Below are 15,100 nucleotides of genomic sequence, written 5' to 3'. Positions count from 1 at the left end.
ATGACATGCTCAATAATGCTTTTCGCATCACTCAAGCATGAAAAGTGGTGATCAGAGCGAGGGGGAAACGGCTCAGTCGCTATGGCGTAGGCGCCGGAAGTAAACGGGTTGCAGCAAAGTTGGTAAGATTCCGTCGTCTTGTGATAGCCAGCGATTCAATAAGATTCTCAACCTTCTTTGGGTACGGAGCGTAATACAGGGCCTAGTCTGGCGACCGACCTTAAGGCTGTGTTCGTTGCATCAACATGTTGGCGTTGCGTATCTGAGGTCATGGTCTGACGCGCTTTCCATACCAAGTCGGCTATTTCGTCCAAAGGGTTGTAGTCCAGTGGAGCCGACTGCAACAACTGGCGGATACTCAGGTGATCAGTAGCGATAAATGCCTGCTCCAGCTGCTTTAAAAAGGCTTCGAGCCTCGGCCATTCCCAGAAGCGCTCTTTTGAAGTCATGATACGATCATGGCGCGTCTTGCTGACGTCATGACCTATCAACAATTCCTCGTAAAGCTTTTCACCAGGCCGCAAGCCGGAATAGATGATTTCGATATCCCCTTCAGGATGCGCAGCGTCTCTTACCTCCAATCCCGAAAGGCGAATCATATTCATGGCCAGATCATGAATGCGTACCGGCTCGCCCATATCGAGCACGAAAACCTCCCCACCTTCCCCCATGGCGCCAGCCTGGATAACCAGCTGAGCAGCTTCGGGAATTGTCATGAAATAGCGGGTGATATCCGGGTGAGTCACCTTCACGGGGCCGCCCTGCTCAATCTGCTGACGAAACACTGGGACAACGGAGCCACTTGAACCCAGAACATTGCCAAAGCGCACCATGCAGAATCGAGTGTTGGACTGAGAATGTGCGAAGGCCTGACAGATAAGCTCAGTCAAACGCTTGGATGCACCCATGGCATTGGAGGGGCGAACCGCTTTATCAGTGGATACCACCACAAAGGTTTCAACATTGGCCGACATTGCCGCCTTGGCCAGATTCAATGTGCCAAAGACGTTATTACTCACTCCTTGCACGAGATTAAATTCCACCATCGGCACATGCTTGTAAGCAGCAGCGTGGTAGACAGTATGCACCTCGAAACATTCGAACACTGCCTTAAGACTGCCCGAATGCTGCACTGAGATAAGCAATGGTTTTAGCTCGCACCGTGACGCGGTGCTTTCGATATGTTGCTTCAACTCTTGCTCAATGGCGTATAGCGCAAATTCGCAGTTATCGATCAAAAGCAGGCGGACAGGATTCTGATCAAGAATCTGACGACACAGTTCACTGCCTATCGAGCCTCCTGCCCCCGTCACCATGACCGATTTATCGCGGATATTGGCCTCCATCAGTTCGGGGAAGGCAGGCACAGACTCCCTACCCAATAAGTCCTCCAGCGCCACATCGCGAAGTTCACTGATTTTGGCTCTACCGGCAATTACATCGGCGCTACCAGGAATTGTCTTAAGAGGCACGGAAAGGCCCGAAAGCCAGTGCAGTATCTCGCGGCGACGCCAACGTGGGGCGCTGGGGATAGCTAACAAGACCATTGTGGCGCGGTGTTCTTGAACCAGAGCAGCTAATGCTACCGGCTGATGTACCCGCAGCCCTTCTACCATGGCGCCTTCCAATCCCCGCCAGTCATCAACGAAGGCCACCGGCTGGTATTCCTCTCCATTGCGCAGAGCAGCCACCAGCTCGCAACCCGCGGCCCCTGCCCCATAAATCACCACTGGCTTGCGCTGTCGAAGCTGACTGTGGCGATACAACTCTCGCAATAGAAAACGCAGGCTACCGATACCCAACAATAAGAGCAGCGCATAAATGATGATAATAGATAGTCCAATGGGCGAGTTAACCATGTAACTGGCCGGCGCTACTAACAAAGTCGATGCCAGCACAACAACAGCGATAGTGGATACAGTGGCATGGCTCATGTAGCGAATGACGGCGCGATAAAGCCCTAACCAGCGGAAAAGCAAAAGGCTTATCGGAACTAACACGCTGATGGTCATCCACAAGGAAATGCTGCTGAGTGGTTGTAGGCTTTCCAGGTGAATCATTGTGGCAAGTTGCAGGCTACCCACCACAATCAAACCATCAAATACAACAAGTACCCGGCGCTTTATGGAGCGCGGCGCCATTGATAACGACTTTATTAAACTAGCCATAGTTATCTCTATCCGTCCTTGCGGGTTGCCAAGTTACAGCGCTGGCAGCCGCATTATTGAAGTGGGCGATCAAAAACGAGATTTTGACGGGAAGCCGCTATCGAGCCTTCTCGATAGAGATGCCAACAGATCACTAGTAGTACCCAGAATAACGTCGCGCGCAGCCCGTTATGAGTAGTGGAATAAATCAATGGCCCTGCTACTCCAGCCCAGATGTAAAGGGGAGCTCGGCGCAATACGGTGGCTATTATCGATAGGAAAAGCACTAGGCCTGGCAAGCCATAAGCAAACAACATGTTAATAAAGGAGGAGTGGATTTCGGCCCCATCATATGGTGCAAAACGCTGCCGTTCGGCTTCTCCTGCCCCCAATATTGCGTAGGCGGGAAAGTTAGTCAGTCGGTCAAACTTGCGTTCTTCATACACACTATCAATTTTGCTTGGTGCTCGATCCATACGCGCTTCCAGGTTGCGCAACACCTGCCCCTCAGTACTAATATTGGCGAGCACAACACCTCCCAATAATAGTGGCACCAGCAGCAACAGGCGCGCAAAGTACTTGACCTGCTTAGCATTTGCTATGGCCCAGCCGATCCCCACCATAGCCCCACCTCCCATAGCGGCCAACGACGACGCCGATAAGATCCCCAACACGCCGCTAGCTAGCCCGGCCAATGCCAAAGGCCTCATTTTAGGGTGAAAATCATCGAGCATTAACAACACCACTACGCCACATAGCGAAAAGTAGGCCAGCTGATTGGGATTATTAAAGCTGCCAGTGGTGCGGTTGATCCCCAAGGCTAATTGCACTAACACATGGCCACCGGCGATCACTAGCGCAATAGAGATGCTATTTCGAATAAGCCCTATGGCACGTTCACCGTAAACGCTTAGGAAACGCAGCAGCCCCATACCGATTAAAAAATTGAACAGGAAAAACTGGGCTGGTCTAAAAAATTCAGTGGTTTCCATCACTAACGTCCAGCTAAGGCATACCATTACTACCCACAACACCATTAATCCCCAGCACATAGCGAAGGGTGAAACTTTCAGGTGTTTGTCTCCTAATGACATCAAAAGCATCACGCCGGCAAAACCGATCAGCACAAAATCAGCCAGCTGTGGCCCACCGCTGGGAAACAAATAAAGGCTGCTTAGCGAAAGCCCCACAAACAGCAATAGCGCACCGATCAGATTCATGGCGATACCTTTTTTCTACTGTGGCTAGAGGTTAGCCATCATCTGGAAGGTATGATTGCGACTGGCCAGGTCATCATAAGTACCTGCATCACTTACTTGCCCGTCCTCAAGCATATAAATTATGTCGCACTCTTTGACCGTGGCCAGGCGGTGGGCAATAAGCACCACCGTCATTTGGCCTGCGAAGCGCTGGATATCTTCCATCACACGACGTTCGGTGATCCCATCCAGAGCACTGGTGGCTTCATCAAAAACTAATACACTGGCTTGCTGATAAAGAGCACGGGCGATACCCAAACGCTGACGCTGTCCCCCTGATATCTGCACTCCGCGCTCCCCGATTCTAGTTTCGAGCCCTTCGGGAAATCGCATGATCAGTTCATCGAGTTGCGCCATGTGTAGGGCTTCTTTGACTCTCTCAACATCAATATTTTCGCGTTCAATGGCAAAGGCGACGTTTTCGAGAATCGTGGCATCGGACAGAAATATCTGTTGCGGCACAAACCCCACACTGGCATGCCAATTCCGCAAGTTCTCCTGCGTTAAAGCCACACCATCAATGAGTATTTGCCCTTGCTGAGGCTCGATCAGACCCAGCAATAGATCCACAGCAGTACTTTTACCACTGCCAGAAGCACCGACTAAGCCGACCATCTTGTTGACCGGAATTGTCAGAGTCAGGCCATTCAGCGCCCGTGCTCGCGCTCCTGGGTAGTCGAAGGCGACCTCATGAATTTTGATTTCTCGCTGAGGAACCCACGGCATTGACTGAGCAGCAGGCTTAGATTCACTGCCTGTTTTCAGTTTTATGGTTTCCTCACTGCTGGCGATCAAATCTTCACGGATTGCATCATAAGCCGCCAGGTTGCCGCGTATTTTAGTAATGGAGGTATAGATTTTCTGAAAGCCAGGCAGCATCTTGAAACCGGCTAGGGCATAAATTGAAAGCGCCGGCAAAATGGCGCCCAGATTGCCTTGGTAGAGGTTAAGCAGGTAAAGAACCAGCAGGATTACCGAACCAAAGGCCACCAGCTCGATAGCATAACGGGGTGCCTCACTCAGTCCTTGTGTTACACCTTGGCCTCGCGCTATGCGGTTGCTGGCCTTTTCAAACCGCGTGGTAAAACTCGCCTGACGATGCAATAAAAGAAGATCTTTGATGCCTCCAAACCCTTCAGTCATCAGCTTGAAGCGTTTCGATTGAGCCTCAGATATACGCCTTCCATTAATGCTGAGAAAGCGCCGCACCGTCTGATAAAGCAGTAGATAAGTGGCGAGGAATATCACTAAGCCGGATATTGCTACAACAGGGTTATAGATAAAGATAGCCAAGCTCATCAAGGTCACCATGACCGCCTTGGCGTTGAGCTCCATCGCTGGATTGATCACCTTTGTCGTAACGCGCTGGACTTCAACGGAGACCTTGCTGATCAGGACACTGGTATTCTGGTTCGAATGAAATAACCAAGGTTGGTACAGATAATAACGATAGAGGCGGCTAGAGAGTTCCGCTCCCACTTGCTCACTGTAGAGCGACAGCCGCCAGGTGGTATACATGGAAATTAGCGCTGCCATTAACAACACTCCAAGTACCATACCGCCCAATAGACTCAAGAAGGACTTGTGGCTTTGCATTCCGCTATAAGTATAAGCCCAGGCTAACCAACCATTGCCCTGGAGTTTGCTCATATCGCCGACCACCGCCATAAAAGGCCCAATGGCGATGACACTGGCAATTTGAGCTAGCGCCATCACAATGATCAGTGCCTGAAGCCCTAACAATCGGCGGCGCTGTTGTTGCGTTAGTAAAGAATAAAATTCGCGCAATTGATTAAGCATATTGGCTCACCGGTAAGCATAGAGGTAGCTGCCATAGTATCCGTGACGGCTGCTGGTCGGCTTCTTAACACCATTTAGAATTCCACCTTTGAGCCTCACACCAGCACTCTCAAGACGACGCTTAGCGGCTTTGATTTCGCCAGGAGGGTTCGTGTCGAACCGCACCACCATTAGACTGGTACCAACCAACTTGCCGACTACCGAGGCATCGGTTACCGCCAGAATCGGGGGCGTATCCACGATTACCAGGTCATAGTGCTGGCTTATCGTGTCTAGAAAGTCGTGAAAACTCTGCTGCATCAAAAGCTCTGATGGATTAGGCGGTACGCTTCCTCTTGCCACATAATCAAGTCCATCAAGCTCACTATGGCGAATGGCCTCCTCCACACTGATACGCCGTGCCAACAACTCTGAAAGTCCCTTTATTCCCTTACCGTGAAAGGCATGGTGCAAATGGCCGCGGCGCATATCAGCATCGATTAACAACACTTTTTGGCCAGCCTGGGCACATACCGCCGCTAAGTTCGCGGCTATGAAGCTCTTACCTACCCCCGGACTAGCACCAGTAATCATCAACCGATTGTTATCGGATTCGAGCATGGCGAAGTAGAGGCTGGTACGAAGCCCACGCAATGCCTCAACGGCAATTTCAGCGGGTTTCTTGACGGCCAGCAAGCCACGAAAAACTTCTTGGGCTTTCTTGGCACGACGCGGACGAATACGCTCGGTAAGCCCTGCCTGTTCACCGGAATTCGGTAAGGTGGCATAGACAGGCAGACCCAATTCTTCAAGCTGCTCGGGGGTTTTGATAGACCGACTAAGCAACATACGAACGATCACTAATAACATTGCCAACAAGGCGCCAAACAGGCCGCTAACAGCGGTTATTAAAGGGATACGTGGAGCAATGGTACCGGGGGACAGCATGGCCGCATCCAAGATACGCACATTGCCTACTGTGCCAGCCTTCACCAAACGCATCTCTTGAAGCTGGTTGAGTAGCTGGACATACACTTGCTGATTGACCTGAGTATCCCGAGTAAGACGCAGCACTTCCTGTTGGGTTTCGGGTAATTCACTCACCAGAGCGTTAAGTCGGTCACGCTCGGCTTCTAGCTGGCCGCGTTGTCTCAGTAACGTTTGGTAGTTAGGGTGTGAAGGACGGTACCTCTCAGCCAGATCCGCTTCCCGCATAGCCAACTCACCAAGCTGGTTTTCCACATCGACTACCCGAGTAAGCAGGTTCTGTGTCTCGAACGTCAGGTCGACAGAGTCACGCTGAGCTCGGTAATCGTTGAGCATGCCTTCGGCATCTGACAATTGGTTGCTAACCTGAGGAATTTGCTCGTTGAGAAAGGCGATCTGTTTTTCTGCTTCTTCTGAATGACGCTGCACGTTTTGAGTCAAAAAAACGCTGGTCAGCGTATCTAGTGTTGGCTGAATCTGGTTTTGATCCGCCCCGTTCAACGTCAGTTCATAGACGCCCGACTCTAACCCACGCGGAATGATTTCAAAGCGATTCTTCAGCTCACTTATTGCACTAAGAGCAGACGTTCTTACTAATGTGAATTCTGCGCCGGGGTGGGCCTCTGCCTGGCTGACAAAAAGACGATACCCCAATTCATCATTCTGTACCGTTTCCCCAACGCTACCAGTAAGCAGCGTTTCTTCTTCCAGCAGCAGCTCGAATTCACCGCCGTCGAGAAGCCGCAACACATGCTCCCCCCCCACGTTCTCCTCGGGAACATCGAAACGAGCGACTCGCAGTGATTCCCCAGCCCACACATAGGGGTTACTCCAAGCATCATCCACAGAGTCTGCTAACCACTGGCGAATGAATTCAGGCGTGAGGCTCTCGAACCACTGCTGATTAACTCCATGATGAACCAGAAAGTCCCCCACCACCGGCAACCTACGCGGCTCAACCTGAATGGCAAGGTCAAGACGGTCAGCGGTTTCACCCAACACCATACGTGACTGCAGAATTTCGAGCTCAGCAGAGGTAGGGTTGCCTTGTTGCGGCTCTCCCAATGACTCCATAAACGCCAAGTTCGATCCTCGGGTCTCTATCTGAACTAAGGCATCGGCCTGATAAATTCTCGGCTGAGAGCTGGCATTAAAGTAGCCCGCCAGCAGAAAAAATCCCGTCACCGACACAATAAACCAGCGATGATCGGACAGCGTGTCTACCAACTTACGCAGATTAAGCTCATCGCTCTCTCGAGGTGCTGGCGACGGCGCTGGTGAAGGGAAATTAGTCATGGAGATGCCTCATCACTCAGAAAATATATTAAAGCTCACCGGCATCAATAGCAGACGTTGCAAAGTCGCCTGGCAAACTAACTGATGGCAACAGCAGGGAGATCACAGAGTTCCAGCGAGCCAGCGGTGCTGACGTCACGTACACCACATCCTGCGGCTCAAGAGGAAAGCGTGTTCCTAGCAATAAGCGAGTGGCATCCTGAATATCCAACTGATAGACGGTGGCAATTTTCTCGCTACCCGGCGGGTTTCCCCTTACTACGAAAATACCCGACGGCTGGGCGCGATTTTCATTCACACCACCTGCCCTTCCCAATGCATCCGTCAACGTGATGCGTTCATTGCCCAGGGCAATGGCACCTGGACGGCTAACCTGTCCCAGAACGACCACGTTTTGATTTTCCATGGTGGGCACGTGAAGTAGATCGCCATCACGCAGTAACCGGTTTTGTGTCATATCCCCTTGACGCATCATGGCGTAAAGCGATATCACCTCTTCACCACCATTGCGGCTTAGGGTGACATTACGCCAATCCGCATTATCACGTGCCCCGCCTACTTCACTAATGGCATCAAGTACCGTCATCGGCACAATACTCAGAGGCAGAGTGCCGGGGTTTTCCACTGCACCACTGATGTACACTTTTTGGGAGTTAAACGCCGCAATGCCTACCTCTACCTGCGGCTCATTGATTACTGCGGACAATCGCCGTGCGATTAACTCGCGCACCTCGTCAAGCGTCATGCCCTCGACTCTCACACGCCCTACGTAGGGATAGAACATCGTGCCATTGGGCCGTATACGGTTCCCGGTTTCCGCAGCGGAGCGCTCGGCACCGGCAGGAATCGTTAATTCTGGATGGTCATAGACGATCACGCTTAAAATGTCCCCAGGCCCTACCCGATATTCGTAGTCTTGCACTTCTTGATTCAATGCTTGAGACGTGGCTTGCGTGGTAGGCTCTTCTGGGACATACAACCTATCTACAAACTCTGGTGTAATGGGTTGTACGTCCACTCGGCCATCAAGCGATTGGTCGAGCTCGCTTTCATCAATATGCCCGCCTGGGGCCATGGCACAGCCACTTAATATCCCCAGCAGCATGATGAACATTAGATAGCGAACCAGCCGCAATGGGTTTTTTCTGGTTTCTACACCTTCTATTTCTTTGAAATTATTCATTTTTTGTTCCCTTTGCTTTGTGTCTTACCACGCTACCGCCCGGGGATTTTAAATGGCATTTCCCAGAGCCTATTTGGAAACTCGCCTTGGCAGTGCAACCTTCGAGCCGCCATAAGACATGAATGCCATTACGGCAGACAAATATAATGTTACATAAAAAAACAAAAAACATACTTTGATTTACTTCATTGCTGAGGATGAGATAGCTAACGCTATTTAGGCGTTTAGAAATGAGGTTTGGCGTCATGGGTGAGAGGAGAGGAGATCATGCCTAGCGGTATTAAACATTTAATGATAATAAAAAATTTATATTTAAAATTAATAAGTTGTAAAAAGTTACAAAAGAAGAAATTTCAAGTTACAATCGCGGAACAATTGTAATATCGCCTTAATTGAGGGGTTTCTTAGTGACAGTGGTCACATAGAAAAAAGCCACCCTTGGAGGGGCGGCCATAAGTTGGTCTTTGAATCCGCTCACGCCTTTTTGGGTTTCCACCGCTCCCTCAGTGCCGTCTTGAGGGGGCTTGGAAAGCTAGATAAAATCTTTCTTTTGCTGGCGCTGAGAAGGCGTTTCGTATAGCTATGCGATCCCTTTTTGGCGGAGATTTTATCAGACGCTGTATAGACTCTATTATCTTCACAGCAATAAACGGCTTTCCCCGATATTTTTGCAATACTTGCAGCCTGCCTGGTAGCACTCTCAATGAAGAAAGTGTAATCCGAGTTCTTATAGAACAGGCCCTTGTGCGTAGAGTGAATCCCCTGGCGTTGGCGCTCCTCTTTCGAAGGCAGATCCAGCATGACCAAGCGCTCATAGTCAATTCCCTGTTGCTTCAGCCACTGCTCTGTCTGGCTACGGTACTTCTCAAGACGGTTGGTTACCAAGCAGCCGATTCGGCCAGCAGGTAGGAAAAGAAGCTCCGCGTTATTCAAAAACGCAATGTACTGCTCTCCATCATCGTTCTGAAGGTCGGTAGGATCGACGCACAGTACACCATCGATATCGACACATGACTGGGAAAGTATGGCAGGAGTGAAAAGGTTCCACTGGAAAGCACAAGGCGATTCTAGCGTGTAAAAATGAAAATCAACATGTTGCTTACCGTCGGGATCAGCATAGATCGCCAAGGTATCTATTATACAAGGACAGTTTTCGGGGATAGCACTCCGTGCTTCCTGCACAGTCTTCCCTGTAATGACGCTATCATCGACGAAAAGAACTTTTTTCGCGTCCCAGGCGGCTCCCGGCGGCTTTTCTTCCTTTCTACGCAAGCGAGTTTTCAGCGGTTGGTTGTCAATAAAGTCTGGGAGCCCAATCATATCGAGATGCAAACCCAACGCAACCATGCTGGCAGGGATGATGCCGCTACGGGGAATACCGACCACCAGGTCGTAATCCTTCCCGTGAACTTTGAACAAGGACGCAGCGATGTCCTCACTTAAATCACCATAGGATTTGTAATTCATTGTCTATCCCTCCTTATTTATCAGGCTTGACCGCCAAATTAATGGATGGTTAGGTAGAATCGCCTTTCTTGTAAAACCCAGCGGTGATGGCCCTAAACACAAAGACATACTCTCGGTACGTCACGCCTCTACCCAAGATGGAGCATCACGCCAGAGAGTTAAAAAGGCTTTTCCGATAGTTTCTGCAATGAACAAAATCGCTTAGTTACGACTTATAGTGGAACGGTAACTTTATCGAATGACAAAATCGTGTCACTTAAATGATAGGTTATATGATATCTCCAGAAAAAATTATTAAAACTACAATAAAAAAATACAAGCATTTGTTTCTGTTAAATTTATTCACCTTCATAGTCTAAAGACAGAAACCTCAATCTTCTACTTTATTGGCATTTAAATCAGGCATTTTTAACAATTTTACTCCTTCAAAATAAATGAGAAAAACAATACATAAATCCCATCATAAATACAAAGATCAACATATTAAAAACAAGAAATACATAATTAAAAAATAGCAAAAAAAACAGCAAAAAAATCATTACTTAATGATTAGTCAACTAAAAATTTTAAAACGAAAAATGGATCTAATACTGACATGCACATTGGCCATACCGCAGACAGATCAAGCAGTAAAAAAGAAAAAGAAGCGATGGCGATGCCTCTAGCCTGGATTTCTCATAGCACCTCAGCCAGTACCGCACTCAGGCTCTAACACCGCTAAACACCTATTGGCTCGACTTACATCGGCTACTTTTTAACCACTTTTCGTCGTTCAGACACACCTCCCCGCGAGAAGGTCAGCTTTTCAGGTACCATTTTGGAAGCGGCTGTTGGTGCTTGATGGATTGGTTAGGTTCTTGAAATCATAGCACTTTCAGCCGCTTTCCTTTATACCCTGTGAGAAATCCAGGCTAGAGCCTCTCTGCCCACGTAAAGGCAGCGTCCTTTAGCAACATATGGATATGCTCGAAAACTTCCCTGGATTTTCGGTAAGGATCGGGGATATTGCGCCCTTTGCCACTATCTAGCCAACGACCTAGCAATAGCGTCTTACCTAAGGCTTGGGGTACGTGTTGTCCTACGGCACGGCGCTGGCCCTCAGACATCACCAGAATGAGATCGGCTTCCTGTATCATTATCACCGTTAATTGCCGTGCCTGGTGGCTGGTCACATCCAAACCATCGGCCTCGGCCAATTGACGTGCAAACGGGGATACAGGCTCGCCTTCCAAGGCGCCCAAGCCTGCAGAACTGATATGACGCTCGGGTAGCCGCTGTTTAAGAAATGCCTCAGCGACAGGACTACGACAAATATTACCTGTACACACCACTAAAATACGCTCGAACATGTCTTACTTATCTCCTGGGTGAGCAGAGGTAGACGTTTTCAAATGACACCTTCAATGCTCCCACTGAATAGCAAGCAACCCAAGGGTTTCGTAGATTGCCCTCTCAGTCTTGCGTAGCTCACGGGCAGAGGGCAGCCAATAAGCTAGCGCTAATCCCTCCGTTCGATCGGCCAAATAATGGGTAGGTGCAGCAACTGGAGCTAGGCCTGCCGCCTCGAAATGACGCATAGCGCGCGGCATATGCGACGCTGATGTCACAATCAATACTTGCGCACCTTCACCGAGCAGCGCCCGAACTGACTTGGCCTCTTCAGCAGTATCGTTGGGCGACACCAGCGTCACGATACTCTCTGGCGGAACCCCCAATGCTTCGGCAGCTTCGGCGTAACCATGAGCCATGGTCATTTTTGGATCTTGCCCTCCCCCTGACACTACCAGTAGCAAGTCTGGACGCTCATGCCATAGCCGCAGGCCTTCCATCAGACGCAAACCCGAACTTTCGCTGAGCCTGCCGGTTATCGACCAAGGGCGATCCGGCTGCCAACCACCCCCGAGGACTACCACTGCTTCGATGTTCTGCTCTTCAGGCCATTTCTCCCAAGCGACATATTGAGACTCCAACGGCCCTAGCAAATTATCTGCCACTGGTGCCCAGGCCGCCAGCAATAGCAAGAGCATTGCTAACGTCATTATGCTGTGACCCAGGCGGTACCACCCAAGCTTACGAATCAACCATCCGATAGTAAAAGTGAGGGCCATCAGAGACATTGGCATCAGCAATATCGCCGTCAGGCTTTTCATTAGTGTATACATGGCAACCATCTTGCAGAACTTGCTCGGAAACGAGAACCCAAAGGAAAATCAGCCAGCTAGCATACACCGCTACCCCTGCTGGATAAGCAAAAAAAGAATAGCTTAAGCCAAAGCCCATAAAAGTGATTGGCAGCAATATACCAGCCACGGCATAGGAGCGCTGAGTGGCGCTTTCAGCGCGTAAACCTGGGAAAAAAAGCCACAGGGGAATGAGATAGAGGCTCACTACTATAACAAGACCTGGCAGCCCTTTTCGTACCCAGGCATCCAGAAGGTCGTTATGCGCATGCCAGTAATTGCCTAACTCGGGGCTTAGCACGCCTTGAGTCTCTAGTCTTTGCATGGCGGGTAGATAGCCCTGATGCCCGTAGCCCACGAGGGGACGTTCATAAATCAGCCAGAATGCGCCGCGATACATTTCCAAGCGAGCCCCTACGGAGCCATAGTCAGCGCCTTCCATGTAGCGATGCACCTCGGCCACCGCCTTATCCACCCTTTTTTCTACGCCGCTATGGGGCGTCGTATACACCCCTATCATCACAGCTATTGCAGCAGTCAGTGCCAACCATCGCCACAGCGCTCGCCAGCGACGCGCATAACCGTAATAAAATACCCATATCACTAGCGGCAGTGCCAACCACCCGCCCCGGGTGCCAGAAAGAGCCGAGGCTAGTCCGCCCCCCATTGCGCCGCTCAGCAAAAGCGCTACCCAAAAAAAACGTGTTGATCGCTGTTGCCAGGCCCACCCCAATCCGGCCAAACATAACAGCGCCATCAATAGCGCAAGATTGCCGAAAAAGATTGAATGTAACGGTGGGTGGCCTGTAGCACGGGTTAAACCGACTATCCATTTTTGCCACGCCGCCCAACCCCCTGCACCCAATCCACTTAGCGCTAAACCCACCCACCATGCTGAAGGACGTGGTGGAACGGCGCGCACTAACATAAACGCCAATGCCGCGAGCCAAGCTGCACCAGCTAATGGCAAGGCCCGCTCCAAGCTAGAATGCCAAGCGCCAGCCACTACTTCGACAATACCGACTCCTAGTAGCAACGCCAAAAGAAGGCCATCACCACGCCCCATTGGTTTTCTAAAAAAGCTACGCCTTTGTCGCTCATGCCTAGCAAGAAACGACCATATAATAGTGATCGCCAATCCTAGCCAATAGCCCAAGGGGGCCAATAGCGGTAACACGGTGATTGCTAAAGCCTGCATGCAGTATTTACCTTGTAGGCCACAGGAGTGCGCATGCTTTATTGTCTCACCCGGTCTCCGCTTCCTCTACCCATCACAGTGAGGAACAGGTAGCGAAAATACGTCGGCATCGCCATTGTCGCCAACATTTTTTGATCCGTTTCTGCCAGTAATTGAGGCGTAGACATATCAATATCGTTAAGTTGCGCCAGCCCGGTAATTCCTGGGCGAGCATTGTATACACCACGCTCAGTACGCTCTTTGATCAACTCATCTTGCGTATATAAGCAAGGACGAGGCCCCACAAGGCTCATATCCCCTTTCAATACATTCCATAGCTGCGGTAACTCATCCAATTTGGTACGCCGTAAGAAATGACCGAATTTGGTAATTGAAGAAGAATCCGCAAGATGCGAAGCAACCCAAGCGGTATCAGGCTTCATAGTACGAAATTTAATCAATACAAACGGCTGGCCACGGTATCCCACACGCTTTTGCAAAAATAAAGGAGACCCCGTGTCCCAGTAACCGATTAAGGCTAATATAAGCAATAATGGCAGACCAATGAGTAGGCCCGTGGCAGCAAACAGGATATCAAAAAATCGTAATATTTTAGTCATGATGTCAATACCCGCATGGTTAAGTCACTATTATTACCATATAAAAATTAGATCTTGGCAACTTCCACTTCAACAAGAATACGCTTTATCACCCAAACAAAGGCAACCAAAGAGTAACGATCTCGAAGAGAAGTATATAAACAAGCTGTTTATATAGCTATAACTGTTAATCTAACAATTTAGGAATATTTTCTCATTCTATTTCACTAGACCAACTAATTAGCAATTAAGTAAAAAAAGGCTAAAACAAGTCCCGTTAGCGCATATTATTTAATGAGAAATATAACGAATGCAGTTTTGTTAACAGAGGTCAGCCGTAATTTTCATGACATCACAACGATTAACTCAGCAGAAAAAGCCAGTCCAGATAATGATCTAAAACTGAGCGACATTTCTCTGACACGCAATGTCTCTGAGGTGCTGATTAAAAGCCAGTGACAATGCCTCGAAAGGTAATTTTTTCAGTAGGTCTGAGGGTTACTCTAGGTTTAGGGGGCACTACAGGTTTAGGAGGGGAGTACAAGCTAAAGCGGGCAGGATATCAGAAATGTCGTTTCCGTTTCAACTTGACATAGGCAAATCTAAAAATCAGTAACTTACGTAAAAATTCCACCGCAAAATGACATAAATTTTCCATTTTTAGATGACATAAAATAAAACGAACGTTTGCTTCTGTAATAAAATCACGTCATAAATATACATTAAGATTATCTGCTTTTTTGCCGCAGAAACTGAGCGCACCTCCTGTGTATTTATTTAAGATCCATGCCTCATTTCTTGCGTTGAATTAAGTACTGAAGGGCGCCACAGGGGGCGGTAAAAACATTTTTCATTTACTCGGAAAAGCGAGACATGAAGTTGCAAAAAGGTCATAGTAGGCATCAATCCTAGGTGGCGGAAGGTGTCATTGCTGGAGATGTCATGGCGAGCGATGGTTGTAGGAAAAGTTCTTACGACAGCCCTACCATCCGCCCTCAATCCCACAGAGGACACCCTCATGACCCC

10 protein-coding genes are annotated in these 15,100 nt (G+C 49.3%); all 10 read right to left on the bottom strand.

Going from position 1 to position 15,100, the window contains the following annotated elements:
* Positions 1 to 167: 167 nt before the first annotated feature.
* The 10 genes from YERSI8AC_RS10805 to YERSI8AC_RS10760 all read right to left on the bottom strand — a co-directional run bounded on the left by YERSI8AC_RS10805 (position 168) and on the right by YERSI8AC_RS10760 (position 14,095).
* The gene (locus YERSI8AC_RS10805; protein WP_138800302.1) at positions 168 to 2,168 is read right to left on the bottom strand and encodes a polysaccharide biosynthesis protein; all 2,001 of its coding nucleotides are present in this window, start codon (positions 2,166 to 2,168) and stop codon (positions 168 to 170) included.
* A 53-nt stretch (positions 2,169 to 2,221) separates the two neighbouring features.
* A complete protein-coding gene (locus YERSI8AC_RS10800) occupies positions 2,222 to 3,367 on the bottom strand; it encodes a hypothetical protein (protein WP_022523694.1) in 1,146 nt (381 codons plus the stop codon).
* A gap of 24 nt (positions 3,368 to 3,391) precedes the next feature.
* The gene (locus YERSI8AC_RS10795; RefSeq protein WP_138800301.1) at positions 3,392 to 5,206 is read right to left on the bottom strand and encodes an ABC transporter ATP-binding protein; all 1,815 of its coding nucleotides are present in this window, start codon (positions 5,204 to 5,206) and stop codon (positions 3,392 to 3,394) included.
* A 6-nt stretch (positions 5,207 to 5,212) separates the two neighbouring features.
* Positions 5,213 to 7,468, bottom strand: a complete 2,256-nt coding sequence (locus YERSI8AC_RS10790) for a polysaccharide biosynthesis tyrosine autokinase (RefSeq protein WP_022523695.1) — start codon at positions 7,466 to 7,468, stop codon at positions 5,213 to 5,215.
* 28 nt (positions 7,469 to 7,496) lie between these two features.
* A complete protein-coding gene (locus tag YERSI8AC_RS10785; RefSeq protein WP_009286547.1) occupies positions 7,497 to 8,651 on the bottom strand; it encodes a polysaccharide export protein in 1,155 nt (384 codons plus the stop codon).
* 474 nt (positions 8,652 to 9,125) lie between these two features.
* Positions 9,126 to 10,118 (bottom strand): phosphoribosyltransferase, encoded by a 993-nt coding sequence (locus tag YERSI8AC_RS10780; protein WP_159176735.1) that lies wholly within the window; start codon positions 10,116 to 10,118, stop codon positions 9,126 to 9,128.
* A gap of 911 nt (positions 10,119 to 11,029) precedes the next feature.
* Entirely contained in the window at positions 11,030 to 11,467 is a 438-nt protein-coding gene (locus YERSI8AC_RS10775) for a low molecular weight protein-tyrosine-phosphatase (protein WP_009286545.1), read from the bottom strand.
* Between the two features lie 51 nt (positions 11,468 to 11,518).
* Positions 11,519 to 12,145 (bottom strand): ElyC/SanA/YdcF family protein, encoded by a 627-nt coding sequence (locus YERSI8AC_RS10770; RefSeq protein ID WP_230805089.1) that lies wholly within the window; start codon positions 12,143 to 12,145, stop codon positions 11,519 to 11,521.
* A gap of 43 nt (positions 12,146 to 12,188) precedes the next feature.
* Complete coding sequence (locus YERSI8AC_RS10765; RefSeq protein ID WP_051430440.1) at positions 12,189 to 13,496, bottom strand: O-antigen ligase family protein; 1,308 nt, start codon at positions 13,494 to 13,496, stop codon at positions 12,189 to 12,191.
* A gap of 38 nt (positions 13,497 to 13,534) precedes the next feature.
* On the bottom strand, positions 13,535 to 14,095 hold the full coding sequence (locus YERSI8AC_RS10760) for a sugar transferase (protein ID WP_035537425.1): 561 nt from the start codon (positions 14,093 to 14,095) through the stop codon (positions 13,535 to 13,537).
* Between the last annotated feature and the right edge of the window lie 1,005 nt (positions 14,096 to 15,100).

It is taken from the genome of Halomonas sp. 113 (assembly GCF_904067645.1).
In the GTDB taxonomy this organism is placed as follows: domain Bacteria; phylum Pseudomonadota; class Gammaproteobacteria; order Pseudomonadales; family Halomonadaceae; genus Vreelandella; species Vreelandella titanicae.
This window is presented reverse-complemented; position numbering and strand designations above follow the sequence as displayed.